Origin of the sequence: Methylobacterium aerolatum (genome assembly GCF_022179085.1) — a bacterium.
Lineage (GTDB): Bacteria > Pseudomonadota > Alphaproteobacteria > Rhizobiales > Beijerinckiaceae > Methylobacterium > Methylobacterium aerolatum.
In genome coordinates this window covers 26,812-52,725 of the sequence record NZ_BPQE01000006.1, presented here as the reverse complement: position 1 = coordinate 52,725, position 25,914 = coordinate 26,812, and the positions used below count along the sequence as shown (strand labels likewise).

Sequence of the window (25,914 nt, the reverse complement as noted above, 5' to 3'; positions counted from 1 at the left end):
GCATGATCTTGAATAACTGACTCAATGTCAAAACTTTTTGTCGTTTTTGACGACGAATGTTCAGCCCATCCAGCGGGATCACAGCCAAGCTGATCCGACATTGCTTGCCGCACAGCGGGGGCTGCAAGAACACTTTCCGTTGAGCCGTCGACCAATATTCTAATATCAATCAAATAATCCCCCGATTTGGCCGGCTTGAACCAGTTTCGACCCGACAAATCCCGCGAACTCCCCTCTGGGGACGGCTTGTCATTCCTCCTTGGCCTGGAGATGGCCGAATGGATCGAGGCGAAAAGCCTCACCGGGGCCGATGCTGCCGATGTATCGGTCCACGCGGCCCGCGGTTGCCGGCGTCGGACCAATCGCAGCGTCTCGCATGATGCCTCACGCCCTTCGGGCGCAACCCCCGTTCGATACGTTCCCCGCCACTCTCGACTGAACTGTGCCCCATCACAGGCATGAATGATCCCGGCAGGGGTTATGATTTGAAGTTATGTTTAAAATTCCAAATCAGTTTAATTCCGGAAAAATTCATTTCGGTAATAAAACTTATTTTATTTGGCAAATATTATCTGAGGCCGTATGGTCAAGCTGCTGGAAGTTGTTCCAGCCAAATCACTTAAAATGCTGCAACACTGGATTTCGCAGAGGCGCGAAGTCTGTGATTGCACGACGATTTGGGTCGATGCCAGTACGCAGACGTGTCTGGCGTCGGATGCGGGGACACCATGCGAAATCTCAGGTTAATTCTGCTCTGCACTTCGGCTGTGATGATCGCTGGAGAACCTGCACTCGCTGCGGATCTGCCTGTCAAAAAGGCCGCCCCCGTCGAGTATGTGCGCGTCTGCACGACGTATGGTGCAGGATTTTTCTATATTCCTGGAAGTGATACTTGCCTCCGAATCTCCGGCCGGGCGCGGTATGATTTCCTGTATCAGTCGAGCAAGGTCCGCACTGGCGCAGGCGGTGACCTCACCGGATATGTCGGCCTCCTCCGCCTCAACTTCGATGCCCGGACGCAGACCGATTACGGCACGCTCCGCGCCTTCGTGCGTGCGGATATTGCGACCCGTAGCGGCCCCTTTGTGACTTCGGGCTCGCGTCAGCGGGAGGGGCAGGCTTTCCCCGGAATCGGCGGAGACGCCTTCGGTCGAACGCAGGATTTCGTCAACGCGGACAAAGCCTTCATCCAATTCGTAGGTCTCACGGCTGGGCGCGCATCCTCTTTCTTCGACTTTTACGCCCACGATTTTGAAATGATTGGCGGCACCGCCGGATCCGACAATTATAGCACGAATCTGCTGGCCTATTCGGCAGTACTCGGTAATGGCGTGACCCTCACGGCGTCGATGGAAGATCCGACCTACCGGCGTTTCCCGGTTTTCGGCACGGGCGCAGCCGTTGGTGCGTTTTCGGCCGCGGGTGGATTCGCTGGCTACAGCAACGGCTTCAACCCCTTCACACCTGCGACCTTCCTCGCTCCCATTATCGTCGCGCCGGGCACCGTCGCCTTCGCCGACGTGACGCAGAAGAGCCGGATGCCCGACTTCGTCGGCGTCGCCCGCATCGATCAAGCCTGGGGTTCCGCCCAGATCTCCGCCGCCGTGCACGAAATCAACGTCGGCGATGCAGTCTCGACCGTCACCGGAATCGGTACCGCGACGGCCGGGCTCGGCGTTTCGCCGACCGGCCGCGCCGCGAACGCCTATGGCTTCGCCGTTCAGGGCGGTTTGAAGGTCAACCTCCCCTTCATCGCCAAGGGTGACGCGCTCTACCTGCAGGGCGCCTATGCCCGGGGCGGGATCACTTATACCGGCATTTCGAACTACACGGCTCCGTATGACGCACTTGCCGCAGCACCAGTCGGTGGCGGGTCTTTCCTGCAATACTACGCAGATGCCGTGCTGAACCCGGCGACCGGGCGGCTCGAACTTTCCACGTCATTTTCCGCAGTGGCGTCTCTGCTGCACTACTGGTCACCTGATTGGCGCTCGTCCGTATTCGGCAGCTACGCGCAGATCGACTATAATTCTCGTGGCCGTAATGCGCTCGGAGCACTCGGCTTCGGCTTCGCTCCGAACGGCACCAATGCCGCCAACGCCCTCGCCTTCTCGACGAGCCCGATTTTGCGCGGCAACAACCAGATCGTCACCGGTGCCAACCTGATCTGGACCCCAGTGAAGGATCTCGATATCGGCGTGGAAGGCGAGTATGTCCGCACGGCCCTAAACAGCGGCGTAACGCCCGACATCTCGAAGAATTCGCTGCGCAACATCAGTTCGCAGGATGCTGCCCAGTTCCGCTTCCGCGTACAGAGAGATTTCTGACGCCACCCTCTCTGTCCGAAGGACGGCCAGACGCCCGACAGCGCGGCGCCCTCCGGGTGCCATGCCGTGATCCGGCCCAAAATCATCCACGCCCCTGCGCCCGGCCTCACGGCCGGGCTTTTCATTTGTGCGAGGGCCACTCTATTGAATTGACATTCAACGAATAAAACTTTTTTTCATTGCGTCACAGCCAAGATGATCTACAAAAAAGTCAGCTCAGCGGTGGCTTAGCTGGCCTTCGCCGAGCGATTGCTTAGGTTTCCGTGCCGATCGACCCAGGTACCGGGGTCGGTCGGCTCTCAACCAAAGCTTCAGACCCTTCACTCAGCCGACCGGGAAACCGGTCGGCTTTTTCTTGTTCGGCAGGGTGAAATTTAAATGCGTTTTGCAAATCAAAATGCATGTTCGATATCAAACCATTATTGTTCGATAAAATGTTGAATTTATACTTTGATAGCGGCAATATAGCGACATGTCGCCGAGGGGCGACGCCACCAATACGAGAGACCGCGATGAAGACCTTTGCTCTGGCCTGCACCATCGGCGCTGTTCTGATGTCCGGCGCGGCCTATGCCGAAGGCGCCCAGCAGCGCATCGATCCCCGTCTGATCACCCTCACGGGCGGCGATGGGCTCGATGCCGATGCCTATGCGCAGGGGAACGATCATACCGGTGGCATGTGGGAGGGCGCCACCGGTTCCAGCAGCTCGTTGGCGGCCCAGCGGCCGACCTACGTGGGTTCCATTCCGGTCAACCGCCAGTGGAGCCGATTGCCGGCGAATCGTCGTCGGCCCTACGGTGACGCCTACTGAAGAAGGAACGCCAGGCGGTTCTCTCTGGGATGAGAGAGAACCGTCGAGCTCTTATGCGCGCACTGTCGCCAACCGTGGGAGTGGCTCTGCCGCCGTGACGGGCGGCGTCCAGACCAGGGTCGCGCGCGTGCCCCCCTCATCGCTCGCGATGGTGAAACGAGCGCTGTGCAGCCTCGCGATGGAATCGACGAGGCTGAGGCCGATGCCAAAGCCGCTCTTTCCCGTTATCAGGGCTCCCCGGCGGTAGCGCTCCCGAACGGCTCCGAGTTCCTTCTCGGGGATCCCGCAGCCGGTATCGGACACGCGGATGCCAGGCGGATCGCGCATCAAGGCGACATCCACACGTCCGCCGGATGGCGTGAACTTCAGGGCGTTGTCGATGAGATTGCTGACTGCTTCAAAGATGAGGCTGCGGTCACCCTCAACCGCGCACGGATCGTTCGGCCGTTCCCAGCTCAGTGCGATCTCGCGTTCCAGGGCCAGGGGCTCGTAGTACTCGACCGCATCCTCCAGCAGCCGGGCGAGATCGACGTGCGTGAACCCGGAGCGGCGCAGGCGATCTTCCATCTCCGAGATGCGGAGCAGCGCCGAGAAGCGCACCACGATATCCTTTACCTCGGCGAGCGCGTCCTCGTTACAGGCGCGGAACGCCTCCATGGTGTCGGCCTTGCGCAGGGAACGCTCGAGCGTTCCGACCACGCGGGTCAGGGGGGTACGGAGATCGTGAGCGATGTTCTCGTTCACACCCTTGATTTCGAGCATCAGCCGTTCGAGTTGGTCGAGCATGTCGTTCACGATGCGGGTCAGGTGGGCGAGATCGGCTGAAACGCCCCGTGTCGGAAGGCGCTCGCTCAGATCGCCGCGCATAATACGCTCGACAGCCTTGGTGATCGCGTCGTTCTGGCGGAGCGAGCCCGCACCGAAGATCACCGCGCCGACGAGGCCGATGATGATCGTCGCCGCCATGCCCCAGAAGAAGGTCTCGACGAGGGCCTTCTCCAGCGCTTCTAGATCCTTGGCGGAGCGACTGACGAGAACGAATTCACCGGTCGGAAGGCGCGTCAACTGGCTGAACAGCGTGCGCAATCCTTCGGCTCCCTCCTGCGTGAGGATGAAGGGCCGATTGAACGGAGCCTTGTCCGGAAAGGGAATTGGCGCCCCCGCCTTATGGCTACGGTCCGCGCCGAACAGCACGAGCGGACGTCCGCCTTCCGCGAAATCCTCCGACGCATCGATGCGCTCACGCAGGGCGTGCGGCGGCAGGCTCAGGAGGTGCTTCGACTCCCAGCTTACCCACTCGAACGCCGCCCGGCGCCCATAGCTGCGGGTGTCGACGTAGAGAAAGGCGGACAGCGCGAGCGAGGCGGTTCCGAAGGTCGCGAAGAAGAGGCACGCGACCCGGAAACCGCTCGTGCGGCGAACTTCAAGCAATCGCACGGAGGATGAATCCGGTATTTCGTACCGTGTGGATGCGAGGGTTCAGTCCATCCGGATCGAGCTTTTTGCGGATCTTGCCGATATGGACGTCGATGACGCTCGACTCATGATTGAAGCTGTATCCCCAAACCGACTCGAAGATCATCTTGCGGCTGACCAGAACGCCCGCGTTCTGCATCAGGAACTCGATGATCGCGAATTCCTTCGGTAGCAGTTCGACTTCGCGACCCGCGCAGTGAAGCACGCGCTCGATGAGGTCGAGCTTCAGGTCGCCAACGACCAATTCACTCCCCGCCTCCGCCGCCATCTTGCGCCGGGCCAGGGCATCGACGCGGGCAGTCAATTCGATGAACTCGAACGGCTTGGCCAGGTAATCGTCGCCGCCCGCGCGAAGTCCGTCGACGCGCTCGTTCACCGCCGAGAGGGCGCTGAGGATCAGGACAGGGGTCGAGACCTTGGCGGCCCGCAGCTTGGTCAGGAGGGCGAGGCCATCGATCTCTGGAAGCATGCGATCGAGCACGATGACGTCGAAGTCGCCATCCATGGCCTTGCGCAAGCCGATGGACCCGTTCGAGGCTTCGTCGACCAGAAAGCCGTACTCCGTCAGCGCGGAACCGATCTCGGCGGCAACCCGCTGGTCGTCTTCCACTACCAAGACATTCGCCATCCGTTTTTCCTTTTTATTATGTATCCGCCGGGCGGGCCTCCGACCCTGCGGTTCGGCGGAGTTATGATCTCCCTGATCTGAGTCAATTGGAGGTTCGTCCGGCTGGCTCGGGTGCACTGTCTCGTTGCCGAGTGCCGCGTAGGGATCGTCGTGAGGCATCCCGTCACTCCGCACTGGCCTGGACGGAGAGCTTTGCGACCGATCCCTCAGAGCGCCCTTCGGGTTTCGGCGCCACATGGCTGCCGTCGCGCAGGTCGGCGGGCGGGTTGAGAACGATGGTCTCGCCCCCCTTCAGGCCCGTGCGAAGCTCCAATCTCGTCCCGAGATCGCGCGCAATCGTGATCGGGCGCAGCATCACCGTGTCGTCGGGCTGGACGACGGCGACCTGTGTCCCTGCCGCGTCGAAGATCAGGGCTTCCGAGGGGATCGTCACGAAGGGATGCGCCCGCGGCACGTCGAATGTGACGTTCACGTAGAGGCCCGGTCGCAGGATCCCGTCCGGGTTGGCTACATCGACTTCGGTGTCGAGCGTGCGTACGGAGGACCGGAGCGCGACGGAACTGCGCGACACGGTTCCCTTGAAGGTGCGCTCGGGCATCTGCGGAACCATCACCGACGCGCTCACGCCATCGTGGATGCTGACGGCGGCCGATTGCGGCACCTGGACCGACACGCGCAGCACATCCGAGCTGTCGATCGAGAAGAGCGGCGTGCCGTTGCCGGAATCGGCATGGACGAGATCGCCGACGTCGACCATGCGGGCGACGATGATGCCGTCGAAGGGTGCCGTGACGTTCTCGAAGGTGGTGAGGGTCCTCAGGCGATCGACGGTCGCCTGCTGTGCGGTGATGTTGGCCTGCGCCACCTTCACCTTGGCTTCGGCGGCCGTGAGCGAGGCCGAGGCGGTGAGCATTTGCGCCCGGCTTTGGTCGGCGTTCTGCTTCGAGGCCCAGCCCTGCCCCGCCAGCGTCGAGGTACGGGCATCGGTCACGTTCGCGAGGGTGACGTTGGCCTTGGCCTGCTCCACGTCGGCCTGCGCGACGGAGAGTTGGGCTTCGAGCTGGCCGAGTTGCGCCTCGGCTTGGCGCTTCTGCTGATCGAGATCGGGCGCGGCGATCCGAATTAGCAGATCGCCCTTCTTGACCCGCGAGCCGATATCGACCTTGCGCTCCGAAATGTAGCCGGTGGCCCGCGCGAAGATGTCGGCATGGTCGAAGGCCTGGGTCTGACCCGGCAGGGTCAGGCTCATCGGTGCGTCGTCCTCGGAAGCCGGCACCGTTCGGACCGTGGGGACGAAGCTCACCGCGTCTTCCTGCGTCTCCACCGACGTGCGGTAGGTCTGCCAATGGTGCCAGCCGCCCAGGCCCAGCGCGCTGCCGAGTGCCAGGATCGCCACGAGCACCGGACGTTTGCGCGGCGGCGGCAGGCGCGCGTGGCTGAGGGCTTCACCGGCGGTGTCGTGGCGAAGCGGATCGATCTCGACGGCATGGGCGTGAGCCCGCTCCGCGGCGTCGCTTGCGGCGTCGTGGGGGTGCGTGAGCAGGCTCATCAATAATCCTCGAGGGGCTTGATCGGGTTGCTACGGAGAAGGGTGTAGAGAAGCGGCACGAAGAGCAGGGTCGAGAGCGTACCCATGCCGATGCCGCCCATGACGGCGCGGGCCAGGGCGGCGTTCTGCTCGGAGCCCTCGCCGGAGCCGATTGCCATCGGGATCAGACCCAGAAACATCGCCGAGGCCGTCATCAGCACCGGGCGCAGGCGGGTGTTGCCGGCCATCAGCGCGGCTTCGACGGCCGAGCAACCGGTGGCCTCCCGGTGCTCCTTCGCGAAGGTGACGAGCAGGATCGAGTTCGCGCTCGCCACGCCCACCGACATGATCGCTCCGAACAGCGCCGGGATCGAAAAGGCGGTACTGGTGAGGAACAGGCTCATCACGATGCCGCAGAAGGCCAGCGGCAGCGCGGCGATGACCACGAAGGGATCGACCCAGGTCTGGTAATTGAGGACGAGCAGCAGATAGACGGCGACCAGAGCGATCCCGAGCCCGATCTCGATATGCGTGAAGGCGCCCTCCATGCTCTCGATCTGGCCGCGCACGCGGATCTTGTCGGGCGCGGGCAATTGCGCCTGCACCTGCGCGACGATCGTCTCGACCGCGTTGCGCACGCTGCCGAGGTCGGCGTCCTGCACGTTGGCGAGGATGTCGAAGGTCGGCTGCGTGTTGACATGGTTGATGACGGTCTGCTCCGGCTGCCGCTCCATCGTGGCGATGTTCGAGAGTAGGATCGGAATGCCGGGCTCGCCATCGCCGCTGCCGTGCACCGAAACCGGCGTGTTCATGAGTCGCGAGATGTCGGCATTGCGCCATTCCGGCGTCTGCACCCAGAGCTGGTAGGGCGTGCCGGATTTCGGATCCGCCCAGAAATTGGGGCTGACCTGGAAGGAGCCCGAGAGCGAGACGTTGAGATTCTGGGCGATGGATTGTTCGCTCACCCCCATCTCCGAAGCGAGACGACGATCGACGTTCACGTACATCTGAGGCGCGTCGACGATCTGATGCAGATGGACGTCCACTGCGCCGCGCACGGCCGAGATTCGACGCACGAGGTCGCGGGCAACGGCGAGATCCTTCTCGTCGTGGCGACCGGAAACCTGCACGTCGATCTGCGCGACGGTGCCGAAATTCAAAATCTGCGTGATGATGTCGGCTGGTTGAAAATAGAAGACATCCGACGGAAATGCCTGCCGCAGCACCTTCCGCAGTTTCCGCTCGTAGAATGAGATCGGCTTATGCTCGCCCTTGAGGTTGATGAGCATCTGACCATCGTTATACGCGACGAATGAGGCATCCATGAATGCGTAATTGTAGTTAGAGGCCGGCAGGCCGATATTGTCGAGGATCAAACCGAGCTCGTCCTTAGGAACAACTTGGCGGACGATGTCCTCGACCTGTGCGAAGGTCTTCTCGGCCTCCTCGATCCGCAGCCCTGGCCGGGTGCGGATGTGAAGCGTCATCTGGCTCGACTCGATTTGCGGGAAATAATCCTGTCCGACGAAGGGGAAGATCCCGGCGGTCAAGACGAGGATGCAGGCCACGCCAGCGAGCGCCCGTTTGGGATGCCCGATCACGCCGCCGAGAACCCCGACATATCCGGCGTGGAAGCGGGTGAAGCCGCGCTCGAATGCATTCCGGAAAGCCAGGGCGCCTCGCAGGGGGAACCCCAGCACCCAAGCAAACGGTGCGAGCAGGCGCGACAGGACAGAGCGTCGGCGAGGCGTTGCCATCGGGGCAGCCGCGATGCCGCCGTGATGCTTGGCGTATTCCGGCGCGACGAGGACGTCGATGAGGATTGCCACCAGCGTGCGCGAGAGGAGGTACGAAGCGAGCATCGCGAAGACGACCGCCTCGGCCTGCGGCACGAACAGGTACCGCGGGGCGCCGGTGAGGAAGAACACCGCCGAGAAGGCCGAGCAGATGGCCAGCGTCGAGATCAGCGCCGGCTTGGCGATACCGGCCACGCCTTCCAGCACGGATTGCCTGAAGGGGTAGCCCTCCTCGAACATCCGGTACGTGTTCTCGATGGCGACCGTGGCATCGTCCACAAGGATGCCAACGGCGAGTGCGAGGCCGCCGAGCGTCATGACGTTGATGGTCTGCCCCAGCGCCACCAGTACCGAGAGCGACGTGAGGATGCAGAGCGGGATTGAGACAAGCACGACCAGGGTCGAGCGCCACGAGCCCAGGAACAGCAGGATCGCGAGTCCGGTGAGCCCCGCCGCGATCACCGCCTCGCGGACGACATCGCCGATCGCATCCGAGACGAAGACCGATTGGTCGAAGAGCGGTGCGATCGTCATGCCCTTCGGCGAAGCCGCGCGGATATCCGGCAGGGCTCGCTTGACCGCGTTGACGACATCGAGCGTCGAGGCGGACCCGTTCTTCAACACCTGAAGGAGCACCGAGTGCCGGCCATCGGCGCGGACGATGTTGATCTGCGGCGGCGAGCCATCGCGGACATGGGCGACATCGCGCAGCAGAACCGGCTGATCCTTCACCACTTTGATCGGGATGCGGTTCAGCTGCTCGATGAGTTGCGGGCTCGAATTGAGACGCACCGTGTACTGTTGCCGACCGATCTTCGCGAGGCCTGAGGGCACCACAAGGTTCTGCTTGAGCACCGCCTCGGTCACGTCGAGAGGCGTCATCCCCACGGCGCGGAGCTTGGCGAGGTCGAGATCGACCATCACCTGCCTGGGCGCGCCGCCATAGGGCGAGGGCAGGGTCGAGCCCGGCACCTGCGCGAGGCGCTGACGGGTGCGGTACTGCGCGTAATCGAACACCTTGGTGAGCGGCAGGGTCTTCGATGAGAGCGCGAGCTGGATCACCGGCACCGAGGAGGCCGAGAAGCGCATGATCACCGGCGGTTGCACACCGGGCGGCATACGCGAGCGGATGGCATTCATCGCGGAATCGACCTGCGTCATCGCGAGATCGATGCTCACGGAGGAATCGAAGTAGATCCGCTCCGTCACGGTGCCTTGGATCGAGGTGCTTTCGATCCGCTTGATGTTGTTGACGTTACTGGACAGCGAGAACTCGCTGTAGTTCGTAATCCGCTGTACCATGTCGGTCGCGTCGAGACCGCTATAGGTCCACACGACGACGACGACGGGAATATCAACCGAGGGTAGTACGTCCTTGGGCGCCACGGTGATGGCTCCGAAGCCCGCCAGACCCATGAGGATCGCAAGGACATAGAAGCTCTTTCGGAATTTCAGGGCGAACCGGACGAGATTCATCGGTCAATCGCGCATCCTGAGCATCCCCTCTCGGATCCGGCGCGTCACTCGCGCCGTCTCAAAGCAGAGAAGATGTGATTTGAGTGATTTTCGCAATAAAGATCTATTACAGAGATCATATAGCCTCAAAGGCTGATTTGTTCGAATGAATTCGCGATTGTTTTTTAAAAATTATTTTTAAAGCAAAATTCTAATTTCGAACTTGCATGCTGCCTTTGCCGAATTTTTTTCAAGCGCGTGAAGGCTGCACTCTCGCCGCGACCGAGATTATTCGGTTTGAAATAAAATTTGGAATGTATATTTATTTTATCGATTGAACTTTATTATTATTGATCGATCCAGCGTTGTTCGCAAGCATTCCTCTTCACAGCCACCGGGGGTGGCGTTGGTGTTCGGAGGCTGCGATGAGACCAGGCCGCATATTCAAGCTGGCTCTTACAGCGATCACGCTGCCATGGCCGCTTCCAGCAATGGCCCGCAACGAACAGCCGGCGGGCGGTGCGTTCATGAATAGCTACACGAGCGATCCCTACTTCGATCCGAGATCGCGCTATTCGCAGGCGCATTCGCTCGGCGACATCGGCGGCCAGCCGATGCTCACGGAGCCCTACGACGAGGCTCCGCCCTGTCCTCTTTTCGACACCGCGTGCGAGCGACAGCTCGAACGCGCGCGGCATCACGCCTATCCCTGACCGTGGTCTTGCCGGCAATGCAGACCAGTGCCGCCCCCGCTCACATTCCCTTGAGCCGCCACCGTGGAGGCAGCCGGGATGCATCGATCATTCAAGCCCGCCGCTCCCGCGCGCAGGGATGTGATACCAGCTGACCGTGACGCTGGGTCTCGGCTACCTCGTCGGCCCCGCGATCTTCGCCGCCGCTTCCAGAGTCACTTGTGCATCGATCCAGTCGGAGGTGTCAGCCGAGACTGGAAAAATTGATGCAAAAACAATGAGCGAGTGCAGGCTCGCATGAACGAAGTGAGGGCGTCACTGCACTAGCGCCCGGATCCATATTGGTAGCGCGAACGGCTCGGGAGTGACTCACGGCTGCTACGGAGGGGCCGATGGACCATTTCTGGCTGACGGATGAGCAGTTCGCGAAGATCGCACCGCTTCTGCCGAATGACACGCGGGGCAAGCAGCGCGTGGGCGACCTGCGCGTGCTCAGCGGCATCGTCCACGTGCTGAAATCCGGAGGGCGCTGGACGGATGCGCCGCGCGAGATCTACGGGTCGAAGAAGACCCTCTCCAATCGCTTCGTGCGCTGGGCGGCCAAGGGGATCTGGGTCGGACTGTTCGAGACGCTGGCCCGAGCTGGCGGGCCGCCCTCTCAGGTGCTGATCGACTCCGCCGCCGTGAACGCCCACCGCTGCACCGCAGGGGGCAGGGGAGAGCGGAGCCAATCCATCGGCGCTCCCGGGGCCGGCGCACGACCATGATCCACGCCCTCACCGACCGCTTCTGCCCCCCGCTCGCCTTCCTGCTGACCGGCGGGCAGGCCGCAGACTGCAAGGCCGGCGCGCTGCTGCGCGAACGCCTGCCCGCCGCCACCGTCAGCTACTGGTTATGAGTCCGGACGGGAGGGCGCGAGCGGGAGGCCGGCACCTACGAAGCCCTGGTTCGCCGGGTTCGCGAGGCGTGGCGGGCTGCCTTCGTGCGGGAGGACGGCCTCATCGGTCAGGACCGACATGAGGATTACATCAGAGCCCTCGCGTTCGAGCTCCCTCCTGCGCACGAACGGCCTGCGGCCGCCGAACGGCTGGCGCAACTCGTCGTGGAGGCGGATCACCATCTCGCGACGGGTTTCCTGAGCACATCCCTGCTCCTGCCTTCACTGGACGCGCATGGCTATGCCGAGACCGCCTATCGTGTCGTGATGCAGACGACCACGCCGTCGTTACTCCATCAAGTCGAATAGGGCGCGACGACGACCTGGGAGACTTGGCCCGGCTACACGCGCTGCGGCCGAGCCTACATGTCACATAACCAGCGACGGGGCGATCAAGTCACATTGTTAGTGGAGGTCCCCCCGGGCACCACGGCGGAAATCCTGTTCGACGGCCGCCACGAGGTCGAGGCTGGCTGCTACCGCTTCACCGGATCGGTCTCAGGGAGCAACGCATGACGCGGCCTCGGCGAAGATCAACGGGCGGCTCCGCTGCCTCGGGCCTCTGGCAACGCCTGAAGTGGATGCTTGCTGGTGTGGCGTTGATTTGGCTCTATGCGCGTCGCACGCGGGGCTTCGATCGCATTGATCCGACGCTCCGCTCCACCCTGCTGCGCCTCCGGACGCCCTCGTTTGGCCCAATCCTGCTGAGGCTCGCCCGCATGGCCGATTTCGCGACGGCCTGCGTTGACGGCGTGACCGTCGAGACGCATCGCGTGACCGTCAAGGGCGTGACGACCAAAGTCTACGTGTATCGCCCGGCGAGCATAAAACCGTCCGGCCCTGCGATGTTGTACACTCATGGCGGTGGCATGATCATAGGATCTGCTCGGAACTACCACGCGTTCGTTTCGGCCTATGCCCGCGATCTCGGCATCGTCGTCGTCAGCGCCGAATACAGATTAGCGCCCGAGCATCCGTTTCCAGCGGCTTTGAACGATCTTCATGCGGCGTGGGGATGGCTTGTGACATCCGCCGACGAACTGGGCATCGATGCGCGCCGGATCGCAGTCGCGGGAGAGAGCGCAGGCGGTGGTCTCACGGCCGCACTGTGCCTGCGCCTGCTCGATGAAGGCGGACAGATGCCCGCCTTTCAACTGTTGAGCTGCCCGATGCTGGACGACCGTACGACCCTCAAATCTGCCCCGGCCGGACGCGGCCAGATCGTCTGGACCGAGGAATCCAATCGGTACGCGTGGTCTGCCTATCTCGGCCATCTCCCAGTCGAGGATTGGGCTCATCCCTATGCGGCGCCAGCGCGCCGTGAAGATCTGAAGGGATTACCTCCGACGTGGATCGGCGTCGGCACGCTCGATCTCTTTTACGCGGAAGACTTGGACTATGCTCGTCGCCTACGGCTCGCCGGAACGCCGTGCGAGTTGGAAATCGTCGAGGGTGCGTACCACGGTTTCGATCGGAGACGTCGATCTCCCGTCGCCGCCGCCTATGGACAGCGCATTCGCGACGCCCTCGCGGCAGGGCTCGCCATTGATTGATGAAGCGCGGCGAGACCGAGATGCAATCCGGGTCGATAGGCTGACGCCTCAAAGTGCGCTTGATCGATTTGCAAATCCTTTGAGATACCCTTCCGGTCGGGCTGCCTTGATGGAGATGCTCCACGGTGTGCACTTGGCGCCAAACGATTTGGCCCCTACAAAGGGGCCCTGGTCCTGCGTGCAAGCTCAGGCTGCTAGCACGCCTTTCCAATGGCATTTCATTCGGCATTAGGCCGGTGACAAGGCGCTCGGTCACGCGGGCCGACAGCCCCTCGATCACCGGAGGGTTAGCCGCACGGTCGATCGTCAACAATGTGAGCCCGTGGACGAGAAGCTGGCCCACGCCGTCCGCGAACGCTGGCCGCCGGCGTCGATCACGGTCACCTCTGGGCGGCGGAAGGTGACGAAGGAGGACCTGACCGAGAACGGCCCGTCCTTCGCCAAGCGTACCCGCCGGACGACATCGTAAAGGCCCTTCACGACATCGCCGCTCAGATGGCGACTTAGTCGTCCAGTCGCCAAGCGTCCGCATTCTTCGAGGCTGCGCCCGAAAGCGGAATGGCAACAATCCACCCTGAGCCGTCCTCCTGCTCCCGACCCTACCCAGCCGAAGACATCACGGGGGCGGTTTCGCCGAAGCGGCCATAGGTCGCTAACGCCTCCAAGTTGCGTGGCGCTGGTTCGTGCGGATACCAGCACGATGCATCAGGACAACGTCGTCTCTTCCGAACCGCGCAGTGCTCCCGCCGCTTTCAGCGGAGGCGCGGTCATTGGAGCGCTTGGTGGCCTGATCGGGCTCGGTGGTGCGGAGTTCAGGCTCCCGCTCCTCATCGGGTTGTTCCGCTTCGCTGCCCTGGAGGCCGTGATCCTGAACAAAGCCATGAGCCTCGTGGTGGTCGCCACCGCCTTGCCCTTCCGTGCGAGGACGGTACCCTTCGCTGAGGTTGGCGCGCACTGGTCGATCATTCTCAACCTTTTGGCAGGAAGCCTGCTCGGCGCTTGGTTTGGCGCGGGCTGGGCCACACGGCTCCGGTCGGAGACCTTGTACCGGGTCATCGCTATGCTGCTGGTGATGATCGCGGCCGTGCTTGTGCTCGGTCACGACGCCAGCACCGGGGCGGCGCTAGTCACCGGCCCTGCGCAGATCGTGGCCGGGGTGATCGTCGGGTTCCTGATCGGCGTGGTGGCATCGCTGCTCGGTGTAGCGGGAGGCGAGCTACTGATCCCGACGCTGGTCCTGCTCTTCGGCGCGGACATCAAACTTGCCGGGAGCCTGTCCCTCGCAGTGAGCTTGCCGACGATGATCGTTGGGTTCACACGCTACAGCCGAGACCAGAGCTTTGCCGTGATTGGACGCAACCGAGCGTTCCTCCTTGTCATGGCGGCGGGGTCGATCATCGGCACCTTCATCGGGGGTCAACTGCTCGGAATTGTCCCGAGCGGCGTCCTGCTCCCGCTCTTGGCCGTGATCCTGGTTGTCTCAGCCGTGAAGGTTTGGCGTCACGCCTAGCATCCGGCTTGCTAAGTGTGTGTCCGCTTTCGTTCATCACCGTTCGGAAGCGGAAAGGCAGAAATCCACCCGAGTAAGTCACGCATCGCTGCCGCTGTGCGCCAAGAGCCGACATGAGCTCGCTGCCCGAAACCAGACGTTCGGCTGCGCGCGCATCACGGCCATTCGGCGATCGACGCCGGTATCCCGGAAGCGGACGTCGTCTCCCATTGAATGATGGGCGCAGACTGTGCGTGAACTATCATGGAACCCGTCGTGCGGAGTCGGGCGGCGAAGAACGATGGCTATCCGCCCGAAGAACGGCTTCGGGCCAGCGGCCGCAACGGGGTCGCCCTGTGCCGATCGAGCCGAAGGCAACCAGGATTCGGAAGAAGTCCAACAGGTCATGCGATTGGCCAAGCCGCCTTTCTGAAGCCGCTCGCTTGGCGGGTGGCCGCTTCGGAGAAGGCCACGCCTTTCGCCTCGAGAGCCCCGGCCCGTTCGGGTCTCAGAGGTCGGTATGCCTGAGTGCCGGATGAATGCTGCAGATGGCCGCTCGCGCCCTCCCTTGAGAGCTCGTCCCTTTTAGGGATACTTGATACATAATGCTCGTTTGGGGGGAGGATCCGATGGCACGACTGAACGTGAACGGGGTCGTGCGTGAGGTCGATGCCGAGCCGGACACGCCTCTCCTCTGGGTCATCCGCGAGCAGATCGGGCTGACCGGCACCAAGTACGGGTGCGGCATCGCCCAATGCGGCGCCTGCACCGTCCATCTCGACGGGGCGGCCGTCCGCTCGTGCTCGATGCCGCTCTCGGCGGTCGAGCCGGGCCAGAAGATCGTCACGATCGAGGGGCTCGCCCCAGATGCCCGCCATCCGGTCCAGCAGGCATGGGCCGAGCTCGACGTGCCGCAATGCGGCTTCTGCCAGCCGGGCATGATCATGGCCTCGGCGGCCCTGCTGGCGCAGACCGCACGCCCGAGCGAAGACCAGATCCGCCAGGAGATCACCAACATCTGCCGCTGCGGCACCTACAACCGCGTGTTGGCGGGCATCAAGCTCGCCGCCGAGCGCGGCCAGGCCGGCTGAGGGGGAGGGAAACGATGAGCCTCGAACCCAAGGCCGCCCCGCAGGTCGCCCGCCCCACCCGCCGCACCTTGCTGGCCGGTGCCGGTCTCTTCACCCTGGGCTTTCATATCCCGTTCCCCGCACGCGCTGCGACGCTCGGTGCGGCGCCCACCACGCCGGAGGTGAATGCCTGGGTCGTGGTGAAGCCGGACGAGACCGTCGTGATCCGCATCGCCCGTTCGGAGATGGGTCAGGGCACGCTCACCGGCCTCGCACAGCTCGTCGCCGAGGAACTCGATTGCGATTGGGCGCGGGTCACCACCGAGTACCCGAGCCCGGGGCAGAACCTCGCCCGCAAGCGCGTCTGGGGTGATTACTCGACCGGCGGCAGCCGGGGTGTTCGCGACTCCCACGAGTACGTGCGCAAGGGCGGCGCCGCCGCCCGCTTCATGCTGGTCGCCGCCGCCGCGAAGGGCTGGGGCGTGCCGCCCGCCGAATGCCGCGTCGAGCGGGGTGTGATCACCCACGGCCCGTCCGGCCGCAGCACCACGTACGGCGCGGTCGCCGCCGAGGCGGCCAAGATCGAGCCGCCCAAGGACGTCACCCTCAAGGATCCGAAGGACTGGACCATCGCAGGCAAGCCGCTGAAGCGGCTCGACACCTTGCCGAAGCTCGACGGCAGCCAAGTCTACGGGATCGATCTGAAGCTGCCCGGTCTGCTTAATGCCGCCATCCGGGATTGTCCGGTCACCGGCGGCAGCGTGAAGAGCTTCGAGGCCGCGGCGGTGTCGGGCATGCCCGGCGTGAAGCGCGTGATCCAGGTCGGCGACAGCGCGGTCGCGGTGGTGGCCGACACGTTCTGGCGGGCCAAGACCGCCCTCGACGCCCTGCCCATCGTCTGGGACGAGGGCCCGAACGCGAAGGTCTCCAGCGAGACCATCGCGGCGGTCCTGCGGGAAGGGCTCGATGCCAAGGAGGCCTTCGTCGGCAACAAGGCTGGCGACGTGGCGGGTGCGCTGAAGGGTGCCGCCAAGGTGGTTGAGGCCGTCTACGGCGTGCCGTTCCAGAACCACGCCACGATGGAGCCGATGAACGCCACGGCGCTCTGGACGCCGGAGCGCTGCGAGGTCTGGACGCCGACGCAGAACGGCGAGGCCGCCCTTGCCGCGACCGCCGATGCGGCCGGGCTGCCGGCCACATCCTGCGAGGTCTACAAGATCCACCTCGGCGGCGGCTTCGGCCGACGCGGTGCCACCCACGATTGGGTGCGGCAGGCGGTGCTCATCGCGAAGGAGATGCCGGGCACGCCGGTCAAGCTGCTCTGGACCCGCGAGGAGGACATGACGCATGGCCGGTATCACCCGGTCACGCAGTGCCGGATGCGCGCCGCCCTCGATCAGGACGGCAACCTGACCGGGCTGCACATGCGCATCTCCGGCCAGTCGATCCTGGCCGCCATCGCCCCCCAGCGCATGGTCGAGGGTCGTGATCCGGTCACCTTCCAGGGCCTCAACCCCGGCGGCCCGGAGGCGGCGATCGGCTACACGATCCCGAACATTCTGATCGATCATGCCATGCGCAACCCGCACATCCTGCCGGGTTTCTGGCGGGGCGTGAACCTGAACCCGAACGCCATCTACCTCGAATGCTTCATGGATGAGCTGGCCCACGCCACCGGCCAGGACCCTTTGGCGTTCCGGCTGAAGCTGATGGACAACCACCCGAAGCACCGGGCCGTGCTCCAGGCGGTGGCCGACAAGATCGGCTGGAAGACCAAGCCGCCCGAGGGCGTCTACCGGGGCATCTGCCAAACGATGGGCTTCGGCAGCTACGTGGCGGGGGCAGCCGAGGTCTCGGTCTCCGACCAGGGCGAGTTGAAGATCCACCGCATCGTGGCGGCCACCGACCCCGGCCACGCGGTCAACCCGCAGCAGATCGAAGCGCAGGTCGCGGGCTCCTTCGTCTACGGGCTCTCGGCCGCGCTCTACGGCGCCTGCACCGTGAAGGACGGGCGGATCGAGCAGACGAACTTCGACAGCTACCCGGTCATGAAGATGGATGCGATGCCGGCGGTCGAAGCCATCCTGATGCCGTCCGGCGGCTTCTGGGGCGGCGTCGGCGAACCGACCATCGCGGTCGCCGCGCCGGCCGTGCTCAACGCGATCTTCGCGGCGACCGGCAAGCGCGTCCGCCAGCTTCCGCTGAAGGACACGGACCTGCGCCGGGCATGAGGGTCCTGCTTCCGGCGCTGACTCTGTCCGCCTTGCTCGTCGGGGGAGGGGGCGCGGACGCTGCCGGGACGCGGCCGCCGCCCGGCGCCTCGTCCTGCACCGGCTGCCATGCCGAGGGCTCCGCCATGGGCGTCCTCGCGGGGCGACCGGAGGCGGAGATCGCCGGCGCGCTCGAAGCCTTCCGCTCGGGCTCGCGCCCGGCAACGATCATGAACCGCATCGCGAAGGGGTTCGACGCGCAGGAATCACAAGCTATCGCTGCTTGGTTCGCGGAGCAGGGGAAACCGTGATGCGCGCTTCCCCCTCGCCGAGCCGGCGTGCCCTGATCGGTGGAGCCGCGGCCGCTGCGCTGGCCCGTCCCGCACTTGGCGGCACGTCACCACGCGTCGTGGTCGTGGGCGCCGGGTTCGGCGGCGCGACGGCGGCGCGCTGCCTCGCGGCGGGCGGCGTCGACGTGACCCTGGTCGAAGCAGCCGAGCGATACGTCGCCTGCACGGGCAGCAACGCGGTCGTCGTGGGCCTGCGCGGCATCGAAGCCCAGACCTTCGGTTATGAGGCCCTCGGGCGGGCCGGGCTGCGCTTCGTGCGGGGGATGGCGAATTCCGTCGATCCGGCGGCGCGCCGGGTCACTCTCGGCGATGGCATGACGCTGCCCTATGACCGCCTGATCCTGTCACCGGGCATCGACCTTCGCTTCGACGCGGTGCCTAGTTACGACGCGAAAGCCGCGGAGGTGATGCCCCATGCCTGGAAGGCGGGAGCGCAGACGGTGCTCCTCGCCCGACAGCTCGAGGCCATGCCGGAGGGCGGCACGGTGGTTCTCTCGGCGCCCGCCAACCCGTATCGCTGCCCGCCCGGCCCCTATGAGCGCGCTAGCCTGATCGCCCATTTCCTGAAGACCCGGAAGCCCAAGGCGAAGCTCGTTCTGCTCGACGCGAAGGACACGTTCTCGAAGCAGAAGCTGTTCGAGGCGGCGTGGGCGAAGCTCTATCCGGACGTGCTCGAATACGTGCCGCTCGCCTCGGGCGGCGCGGTGACCGAAGTCGATCCCACAGCGATGATCGTTCGCACCGACTTCGCCCAGGTCAAGGCGGATGTCGCCTGCATCATCCCGCCCCAGCGGGCCGGCCGCATCGCGGCGCAGGCGGGCTGCGCCGATCGCAGCGGCTGGTGCCCCATCGACCCCGTGACGTTCGAATCGCACCTCGTGCCGGGCATTCATGTCATCGGCGACGCGGCCATCGGCGGGGCGATGCCGAAATCCGCCTTCTCGGCGAACGCGCAAGCCAAGGTCTGCGCCCAGGCGGTGATCGATCTGCTGGCCGGACGGGAGCCCGAGAGCCCGAAGCTGATCAACACCTGTTGGAGCCTCGTCGCGCCCGGCAACGGCATCTCGATCGCGGGCGTCTTCCGTCCGACCGACGGCCTCCTCGCGGATGTTCCGGGAGCAGGCGGCATCAGTCCCCTCGACGCGCCCGACGCGGTGCGTGCGCAAGAGGCAGCCTATGGCGAGAGCTGGTACCGGACGATCACGCGGGACGTGTTCGGATGAGGCGGAGCCGCGTGGCCGCCCTGCTCGTTCTGGCCCTCATGACCTTACCGGCGCTGGCCGAGGAGGGCTTGGTTCCCACGACGATCGTCGGCGACGCCATCCCCGAAAGCCTGACCAGCGCGCCGGGCGATCCCGCGCGCGGCCGGGCCATCGTCTCGGACCGGGCCCGTGGGCTCTGCCTTCTCTGCCATGCCGGACCCTTCCCGGAGGAACGGTTCCAGGGCAACCTCGCGCCGGATCTCACGGGCGTCGGCGGGCGGTTGAGCCCGGGACAGCTGCGGCTGCGGCTGGTGGACGGCCGGGTGTTGAACCCGGAAACGATCATGCCATCCTATTACTCACTGGCGGGGCTCGCCCGCGTGGGACGGGCGTGGCAGGGGCGCACGATCCTGAGCACCAGTGAAATCGAAGACGTCGTCGCCTTCCTGGCGACACTGCGCGAGGAAGCATCCGGGGAAAGCCGATGATCGGGCACAGGGGACGGAGCGCGCGTGCGGTGGACCGACGCGGCGTGCTCGCTGGGGCGGCCGGGACCGCGCTCGCCATCGCCTTGCGCCCCGCTGCCGCCGCGACGGCGCTACCGCGCACGGAAACGACGGAATCCGCCATCCGGCGCTTCGCGGGCGACAATCCGATCCGGCCGGGCCGGGTGACGCTCGACCTGCCGCCGCTTGTGGAGAACGGCAACACGGTGCCGCTTTCAGTGAGCGTCGAGAGCGCGATGACGCCCGAAGACCATGTCCGCCGGATCGGCGTGTTCAACGAGAAGAACCCGCAGCCGAACGTCATCACGATCCACCTGCGTCCGGGCGCCGGTCACGCGCAGGTCGCGACCCGCATCCGGCTCGCGGACACGCAGCGCATCACCGCCATCGCCGAGATGAGCGACGGCACCTATTGGTCGGCGAGCGCGGACGCCATCGTGACGCTCGCCGCCTGCCTGGAGGGCTGACGCCGATGGCCCGGACGCTGATCAACGTGCCCAAGACCGCCAAGCCCGGCGACACGATCACGATCAAGACGCTGATCTCGCATCCGATGGAGACGGGCTTCCGCCCCGGCACGGACGGCCGCATCCTGCCGCGCAGCATCGTGACGGAATTCATCTGCCGCTTCGAGGACGAGGAGATCTTCCGGGCCGAGTTGTTTCCCGCCTCGGCGGCCAACCCGTATCTGACCTTCACCTGGGTCGCGACACGCAGCGGGCGCTTCAGCTTCACGTGGCGCGGCGATGGCGGTTTCGACCAGACTGAGTCTGCAACGATCACCGTAGCCTGAGCCCGGCCATGTTGCGCCGCTCAGGGAGCTTGCTGCCGATGGCGCTCATCGGGCTGCTCCTCTCCCACACTCTTGCAGGGGCGGAGCCAATTCCACAGGCTGAGCGGCGCTCGGGCTTCGACCAGATGAGCCCCGAGATCCAGGCGATGCAGCGGGACGACGGGGCCAATCCCGGCATGCTCGCGGTCGCAGATGGGGAAGACCTCTGGACGAAGGCGCCTCCCTCCGGCGGCCCCGCCTGTGCCGGCTGCCACGGCGTGGCCTCGTCCACGATGCGGGGCGTCGCGGCTCGTTATCCTGCGTGGGACGCGCGGACGGATAAGCCCATCGACCTGCAGGGACGGGTGAATGTGTGCCGGCGCGAGCATCAGGGGGCCGAGCCTCTCGCCTACGAGAGCCCTGACCTGCTGGCACTCACAGCCTTCGTTGCCGCGCAATCCCGCGGTCTGCCGATGGCCCCACCGGACGATGCCCGGCTCGATCCCGCCCGGGCGGAGGGCCGCGCGCTGTTCGAGGCGCGTCAGGGTCAGCTTGGCCTGTCCTGCGCGGTCTGCCACGACGACCATTGGGGTCGCCGCCTCGGCGCGGCGGTGATCCCCCAGGGACAACCAACCGGCTATCCGCTCTACCGCCTCGAGTGGCAGAGTGTCGGCTCGTTACAACGACGCCTGCGCAACTGCCTCAGCGGCATGCGCGCAGAACCCTTCACGTATGGCGCGCCGGAATATCTCGCGCTCGAACTCTACCTCGCGACCCGGGCCGCCCCGCTGCCGCTGGAGTCGCCGGCCGTGCGGCCGTGATCGGCAGGGCCCGTCAGGGACGGCCGCGCAACGAGGCCGGTTGGCCTGGGAGTGGCAAGCGGAAGCCCGTCTCCCGGATCATGTCTCCCTCGATCCGGTACACGCCGAGACTGCGGTCGGTGTAGTTACAAATGTAGACGTAGGTCCCGCTCGGATCGAAGGCGATGCCCTGGACCACCGCGCCAGCCGGCGCGTGGCCGAGGACGCGCAGCCGTCCCTCTGGCAGGATCGCGATCAGCACGACCGCGCTGTCCAGGGTGTAGGCCGAGCTTGCCTTGGGCGCGGCCGAGCCCTTCACGACAGCGATCGCCGCGTAGCGGCCGTCCGGGCTGATCGCCAGGGTCTCGGCGGTGTCGCCGACACCCACGACATCGAGCACCACGGGAAGCGTGGCGCCGGCCCGGATGAGTGCGACCGTGTCGGCGTGGCCGTCGCTCGGCGTGGGGCCGACGTTGCTGGAGAGGGCGAAGGCCCCGTCCGGCGTCACCTCCAGCCCGTAGGTGCCGGGGCCGACCGGCATGTCCAGGGCCGGATCATGGCGCCACCGGCCGTTTTCCTCGGTCAGCACGCCGACCGTGCCGGCCTTGTTCTTGGCGACGAACGCTCGGCGCCCATCCGGCGCCAGCGCGACCGCGGCGGCCTCGGCCCCAACATCGACCTCGGACTCAACGGTGACGCGTCCATCCCGGATCGCCAGGACGGACACGCTGCGGCTTTCGCGGTTGGCCACCAGCGCAACGCCGCCGGTCCTGGCGATCGCGACACCGGAGGGCTGCCGGCCAACGCGGATCGTCTCGATCAGGACAGGTGGCACGGCGGCGAGATCGACGACGTGCAGGCGGTCGTCCGGCTGCGCCCACCAGTTCTCGCCCTCCTGCCGCATGGTGACGGGGCTGGTGACGAGGCCGAGCCGGCCGTCCGGCGTGATCTGCAGGTTGGTCGGCGGCCCGTAGACGGAGGTATCGAGCTTGACGACGTGCGCGAGACGCGGCCGGGCCGGATCCAAGATGTCGATGACGGCGAGTCCATCGTGGCCGTTCGGCCCGTTCACCGGGCCATCGGGCCGGAAGAACGTCTTGCCGTCGAGACCCGCGATCAGGACGGATCGCTCCTCCCCGGCTGAGGCGCCGCCAGCGTGCAGCAGAACCAGCGAGAAAAGGGCTACCCTACAGAAAGCATCAACACGCATGAAACGCCCTGCCTCGCCACATCTCCCTTATTTGAATAGCTGCCACGCGTGACGCATCCAATGCCGGGAAAGACGAGCCGCTCTCGATCCGGCCGGTCGCGTCGCATCTATCCCGGATACGCGACGCCTCGCAGCGGCCGGAGATGCGGCGCGCCGCTCTACCCCCTTGGCTGCGGGCGTCATGCTCGCCGCATCACAGCGCCTGCGTGGCGGCTCCTTTTGCGCGACCGATGAACAGGATTCGGCCCGTCGGCCGACCGATGGGGGAGCCTGCCTCAGGTTCCAGCGTAATCTCGAACAGTTGCCCATCTCCGATGGCCTCCAGCCGTTCCGGCGGCAGGCGGATCGCTCCACCCGGGGGTAGCACGCCGAGGGAAACTGGGCCGCGAGCTTGGTCCCACAGCGTCCAGAGCTGCAGCGCGCGCCCGCTTCCCGGCTGCACATCAACCAGCGGCAGCGACCGGACGGTGCCATTCTGGGCAATCTGGATGAGCCATCCTGGGCCGCTCTCCTGACCGAGGGTGTCGCGACTCTGCAAGATCGCGAAGTAGCGCGTTGGGCTCTCGGCAGGCGCTGACATGCGGCTCAGCAGGATCGCTAGAACGAGGGCGGCAGCAGAAGCGAGACCAGTCGTGGTCCGCCACAGCGTGGGGCTTCGCCACGCCGCCCGCATCATTCCGGACTTCGAACGCGTTAGCGCGGGAGGCGTGCTTCGATCGAGCGCCTGCCGGCGCGTCGCGAGGGCCTGCTCGATGCGTGCCCATTGTGCCGAATCGACCTCCGCCTTCCCGAGGGCAGAGGACGCCGGCAGCAGTTGCTCCTCCCAGAAAGCGACGCGGCGCGCGAGATCTGCATCGGTACGCAGGGCTTGCTCGACGTCCGCCATCGCCACCGCATCCAGCAGGCCAAGGACGTATTCGCCCGCCAGGACATCGCGGTCTGCCGGATTGCTCGGGATCATGACAGGCAATCCTTCAGGGCGATGAGGCTGCGGCGGACCCACGCCTTCACAGTCCCGAGCGGCGTTGCCAGCCGCTCGGCTATCTCCGACTGCGACAGTCCATCGACGTAGGCGAGCAGGATCACTTGCCGTTTATCGGCGCCGAGCCGTGCGAGGCAGCCGTGCAGGCGCACGCCGTCCTGCGACGCCGCCAGCGCGGCGAACGGATCGGGCGCGGCGTCGACGATCTCCGCCACCGTCACCGCATCGATATCCGTCTCTCGGCTTGCTGCGCGGATATACTTCAGCGCGCGGTATCGCACGATGCTGGTGATCCAGGCGCGACCCGTCCCGCGACTGCTGTCGAAGCTGCCGGCACGCTCCCAAATGTCGAGAAACGCGTCGTGGAGGACGTCGACGGCAACGTCACGCCGCCGGACGATCCTGAGCGCGACGGCGAGCAGGAACCCGGCCTCCCGGTCATAGAGTCGACGCAACGCCGCGGGGTCTTGGCGGGCGCAGCCCTTCAGGGCGGACGCATGATCGAACGGCTCCATGATCCTCCCGGAACTCGGCAGGACCGGCAATCTGGCCGGTCCTGCATCTGCGGAGCGAACTAGGACTTGGGCAGGATGGCGATGTCACGGACCTTGCCGGACACGCCACCGATCTTGGCAACCGCCTCGCCCTTCCCAGTGGCGAGATCCACCTTGTACAGCGTGTCGCCCGCCATGGCCCAGGCCTGGTTGCCACCCTGTCCGTCTGACACGATGTCGAAGGCGACCGCCTCGCCGGACATGCCGAGCAGGCCGACGGTGTTCAGGATACCGTCGTTCGGCGGAGCCTGCTTCAGTAGCGCGCCGGAGGCCTCGATGTCGTAGAGAGCCGTCTCTTTGGTGCCCTTGAAGGCATTGGTGTAGGCGCCCGCCATCACCTTCGGGGTCTTGCCCTTCATGGTGTCGGTCTCGGCGAACGTGAGCTGGCCGTCCTTCGTGACCTTGCCGTCGTCGACGTTGGCGCGGAGATTGGTCCCATCCGAGCCGATGATGCGCAGACGGTCGGCGACGGGATTGAAATCGACCGTGGCCGAAGTGCCGGAGGCCAGCGTCGTATCGAGCTTCGATTTCGCCGTGGCCTTGCCCGACATCGGATCGACCGTGACGACGCTGCCGTCCGAGATCACTGCGTAGAGCATGCCATCGGCCGGCCGGACGTCGATGCCGAGGACACTGCCGCCGATCCCGGTGATCGTCACCGTCTTCGTAACCGTCTTCACGGCTGTGTCGACGTGCGCCAGTGTGGCGTCGCCGACGAGCGCTGCGACGATGTCGGCATGCGCGACCGATCCAAAGCAAGTGCCGGCCAAGAGGGTTGCAGCGATCAGGTTCAGTCGCATGGTGCTCTCCATCTGCCGCGGATCGGCATCGACGGCGCTAGCCATGGGCTGGGTGATCGGATGCAGCGGAAGCGAGATATTTTGCGTCCGGGCTCAGCGTCCGCTTGCGAGCGCCAGTCCGGTGGTCGGCTCCGTCGGGTTTGGGTCGGACAGTGGCTGTCCGCTGTTCCCGCTCCTTCTCCGAAGCGCACCGGCGGCTTTCGGCCAGATCCAGTCCCTCACGATTGTCTTTTGAATGACCGGGGTGGGTGGAGTGTAGATTGCCTGCTTTCAAGTATTGGATCTTATGAAGATGATCTCCGATGATTGCATAAAATGAGTCTCGGCATAAACTCTTTCTCAGGCTTCAAGACCGTGGTCCTACACCCGAAGTAGCTCGGATCGCGATTGTCGGCGCAGTGAAGAGATGAGCAGGCACACGGCTTTGCGCATCCCACGGACCGGACATCGTGTAATGCTGCCGTAATCGAGCACGCTTAGCCCCCTCCTGCACGGAGGAAGGCGCTTCATGGCCGAAGGTCCAGAGCATCCGGATGATGCTTTCGAGATACTGCTGAGGGAAACGGTGACGAAGGCCGTCATCTCAGGGCTGGAAAATGAGCATTCGTGGAATGATGACATCATAATTCGTTTGATGGACTACGAAGCGCGAGCCCAGCAGCAGCGGCTGAGTTCCCAGACCCTGCAGGTCATCCTGTCGGGCAGGCGCATTCTCGGCAGATCTCAAGAAAACGGCCGGCCGCCTCGGTCGCGGTAAACGGCGCA

Annotated in this window: 23 protein-coding genes and 2 pseudogenes; 17 read left to right on the top strand and 8 right to left on the bottom strand. The window is 65.0% G+C overall.

Annotation, left to right across the window (positions count from 1 at the left end):
* The first annotated feature begins 728 nt into the window (after positions 1-728).
* Positions 729-2,327, top strand: a complete 1,599-nt coding sequence (locus MFF06_RS04820) for a porin (protein ID WP_238201882.1) — start codon at positions 729-731, stop codon at positions 2,325-2,327.
* A 512-nt stretch (positions 2,328-2,839) separates the two neighbouring features.
* Complete coding sequence (locus tag MFF06_RS04815) at positions 2,840-3,139, top strand: hypothetical protein (protein WP_238201881.1); 300 nt, start codon at positions 2,840-2,842, stop codon at positions 3,137-3,139.
* 51 nt (positions 3,140-3,190) lie between these two features.
* Here MFF06_RS04815 and MFF06_RS04810 read toward each other — a convergent pair whose 3' ends face one another.
* The 4 genes from MFF06_RS04810 to MFF06_RS04795 all read right to left on the bottom strand — a co-directional run bounded on the left by MFF06_RS04810 (position 3,191) and on the right by MFF06_RS04795 (position 10,043).
* A complete protein-coding gene (locus MFF06_RS04810; protein ID WP_238201880.1) occupies positions 3,191-4,576 on the bottom strand; it encodes a sensor histidine kinase in 1,386 nt (461 codons plus the stop codon).
* The gene (locus MFF06_RS04805; protein ID WP_238201879.1) at positions 4,563-5,243 is read right to left on the bottom strand and encodes a response regulator transcription factor; all 681 of its coding nucleotides are present in this window, start codon (positions 5,241-5,243) and stop codon (positions 4,563-4,565) included. Before MFF06_RS04805 ends, MFF06_RS04810 begins: the two co-directional genes overlap by 14 nt.
* A gap of 163 nt (positions 5,244-5,406) precedes the next feature.
* Positions 5,407-6,792, bottom strand: coding sequence for an efflux RND transporter periplasmic adaptor subunit (locus MFF06_RS04800; RefSeq protein WP_238201878.1), 1,386 nt, complete (start codon positions 6,790-6,792; stop codon positions 5,407-5,409).
* On the bottom strand, positions 6,792-10,043 hold the full coding sequence (locus MFF06_RS04795; protein ID WP_238201877.1) for an efflux RND transporter permease subunit: 3,252 nt from the start codon (positions 10,041-10,043) through the stop codon (positions 6,792-6,794). The genes MFF06_RS04800 and MFF06_RS04795 overlap by 1 nt, the downstream gene beginning before the upstream one ends.
* Positions 10,044-10,447: 404 nt before the next feature.
* On the opposite strand from MFF06_RS04795, the gene MFF06_RS04790 reads away from it, so the two are divergent.
* The 14 genes and pseudogenes from MFF06_RS04790 to soxA all read left to right on the top strand — a co-directional run bounded on the left by MFF06_RS04790 (position 10,448) and on the right by soxA (position 21,624).
* A complete protein-coding gene (locus MFF06_RS04790) occupies positions 10,448-10,735 on the top strand; it encodes a hypothetical protein (protein ID WP_238201876.1) in 288 nt (95 codons plus the stop codon).
* 371 nt (positions 10,736-11,106) lie between these two features.
* Positions 11,107-11,597 (top strand): annotated as a pseudogene (locus MFF06_RS04785) (IS5 family transposase); the annotation flags it as partial.
* 39 nt (positions 11,598-11,636) lie between these two features.
* Positions 11,637-11,960, top strand: a pseudogene (locus tag MFF06_RS04780) (alpha-L-rhamnosidase-related protein); the annotation flags it as partial.
* A 203-nt stretch (positions 11,961-12,163) separates the two neighbouring features.
* Positions 12,164-13,204 carry an alpha/beta hydrolase gene (locus MFF06_RS04775; protein WP_238201875.1) on the top strand — a complete coding sequence of 347 codons (1,041 nt, stop codon included), beginning with the start codon at positions 12,164-12,166 and terminating at the stop codon, positions 13,202-13,204.
* A 322-nt stretch (positions 13,205-13,526) separates the two neighbouring features.
* Positions 13,527-13,673, top strand: coding sequence for a hypothetical protein (locus MFF06_RS04770; protein ID WP_238201874.1), 147 nt, complete (start codon positions 13,527-13,529; stop codon positions 13,671-13,673).
* Between the two features lie 231 nt (positions 13,674-13,904).
* On the top strand, positions 13,905-14,714 hold the full coding sequence (locus MFF06_RS04765) for a sulfite exporter TauE/SafE family protein (RefSeq protein ID WP_238201873.1): 810 nt from the start codon (positions 13,905-13,907) through the stop codon (positions 14,712-14,714).
* A gap of 608 nt (positions 14,715-15,322) precedes the next feature.
* Positions 15,323-15,784 (top strand): (2Fe-2S)-binding protein, encoded by a 462-nt coding sequence (locus MFF06_RS04760; protein WP_238201872.1) that lies wholly within the window; start codon positions 15,323-15,325, stop codon positions 15,782-15,784.
* Positions 15,785-15,798: 14 nt separating this feature from the next.
* Entirely contained in the window at positions 15,799-17,994 is a 2,196-nt protein-coding gene (locus MFF06_RS04755; RefSeq protein ID WP_238201871.1) for a xanthine dehydrogenase family protein molybdopterin-binding subunit, read from the top strand.
* The gene (locus tag MFF06_RS04750) at positions 17,991-18,284 is read left to right on the top strand and encodes a c-type cytochrome (protein ID WP_238201870.1); all 294 of its coding nucleotides are present in this window, start codon (positions 17,991-17,993) and stop codon (positions 18,282-18,284) included. Before MFF06_RS04755 ends, MFF06_RS04750 begins: the two co-directional genes overlap by 4 nt.
* Complete coding sequence (locus tag MFF06_RS04745; RefSeq protein ID WP_238201869.1) at positions 18,284-19,546, top strand: NAD(P)/FAD-dependent oxidoreductase; 1,263 nt, start codon at positions 18,284-18,286, stop codon at positions 19,544-19,546. Before MFF06_RS04750 ends, MFF06_RS04745 begins: the two co-directional genes overlap by 1 nt.
* Before the next feature lie 11 nt (positions 19,547-19,557).
* A complete protein-coding gene (gene soxX, locus MFF06_RS04740) occupies positions 19,558-20,013 on the top strand; it encodes a sulfur oxidation c-type cytochrome SoxX (protein ID WP_370876733.1) in 456 nt (151 codons plus the stop codon).
* The gene (locus MFF06_RS04735; protein WP_238201867.1) at positions 20,010-20,498 is read left to right on the top strand and encodes a SoxY-related AACIE arm protein; all 489 of its coding nucleotides are present in this window, start codon (positions 20,010-20,012) and stop codon (positions 20,496-20,498) included. Before soxX ends, MFF06_RS04735 begins: the two co-directional genes overlap by 4 nt.
* 5 nt (positions 20,499-20,503) lie before the next feature.
* Positions 20,504-20,824: a thiosulfate oxidation carrier complex protein SoxZ gene (locus MFF06_RS04730; protein ID WP_238201866.1), complete on the top strand. Its 321-nt coding sequence runs from the start codon at positions 20,504-20,506 to the stop codon at positions 20,822-20,824.
* Between the two features lie 38 nt (positions 20,825-20,862).
* On the top strand, positions 20,863-21,624 hold the full coding sequence (gene soxA, locus MFF06_RS04725; RefSeq protein WP_238201865.1) for a sulfur oxidation c-type cytochrome SoxA: 762 nt from the start codon (positions 20,863-20,865) through the stop codon (positions 21,622-21,624).
* A 13-nt stretch (positions 21,625-21,637) separates the two neighbouring features.
* Here soxA and MFF06_RS04720 read toward each other — a convergent pair whose 3' ends face one another.
* The 4 genes from MFF06_RS04720 to MFF06_RS04705 all read right to left on the bottom strand — a co-directional run bounded on the left by MFF06_RS04720 (position 21,638) and on the right by MFF06_RS04705 (position 25,194).
* On the bottom strand, positions 21,638-22,813 hold the full coding sequence (locus tag MFF06_RS04720; protein WP_238201864.1) for a lactonase family protein: 1,176 nt from the start codon (positions 22,811-22,813) through the stop codon (positions 21,638-21,640).
* Positions 22,814-23,006: 193 nt separating this feature from the next.
* The gene (locus MFF06_RS04715) at positions 23,007-23,774 is read right to left on the bottom strand and encodes an anti-sigma factor (RefSeq protein ID WP_238201863.1); all 768 of its coding nucleotides are present in this window, start codon (positions 23,772-23,774) and stop codon (positions 23,007-23,009) included.
* Positions 23,771-24,310, bottom strand: coding sequence for a sigma-70 family RNA polymerase sigma factor (locus MFF06_RS04710; RefSeq protein WP_238201862.1), 540 nt, complete (start codon positions 24,308-24,310; stop codon positions 23,771-23,773). Before MFF06_RS04710 ends, MFF06_RS04715 begins: the two co-directional genes overlap by 4 nt.
* Before the next feature lie 59 nt (positions 24,311-24,369).
* On the bottom strand, positions 24,370-25,194 hold the full coding sequence (locus MFF06_RS04705) for a DUF4394 domain-containing protein (protein WP_238201861.1): 825 nt from the start codon (positions 25,192-25,194) through the stop codon (positions 24,370-24,372).
* A gap of 463 nt (positions 25,195-25,657) precedes the next feature.
* On the opposite strand from MFF06_RS04705, the gene MFF06_RS04700 reads away from it, so the two are divergent.
* Positions 25,658-25,906, top strand: a complete 249-nt coding sequence (locus MFF06_RS04700; RefSeq protein WP_238201860.1) for a hypothetical protein — start codon at positions 25,658-25,660, stop codon at positions 25,904-25,906.
* Positions 25,907-25,914: the final 8 nt, after the last annotated feature.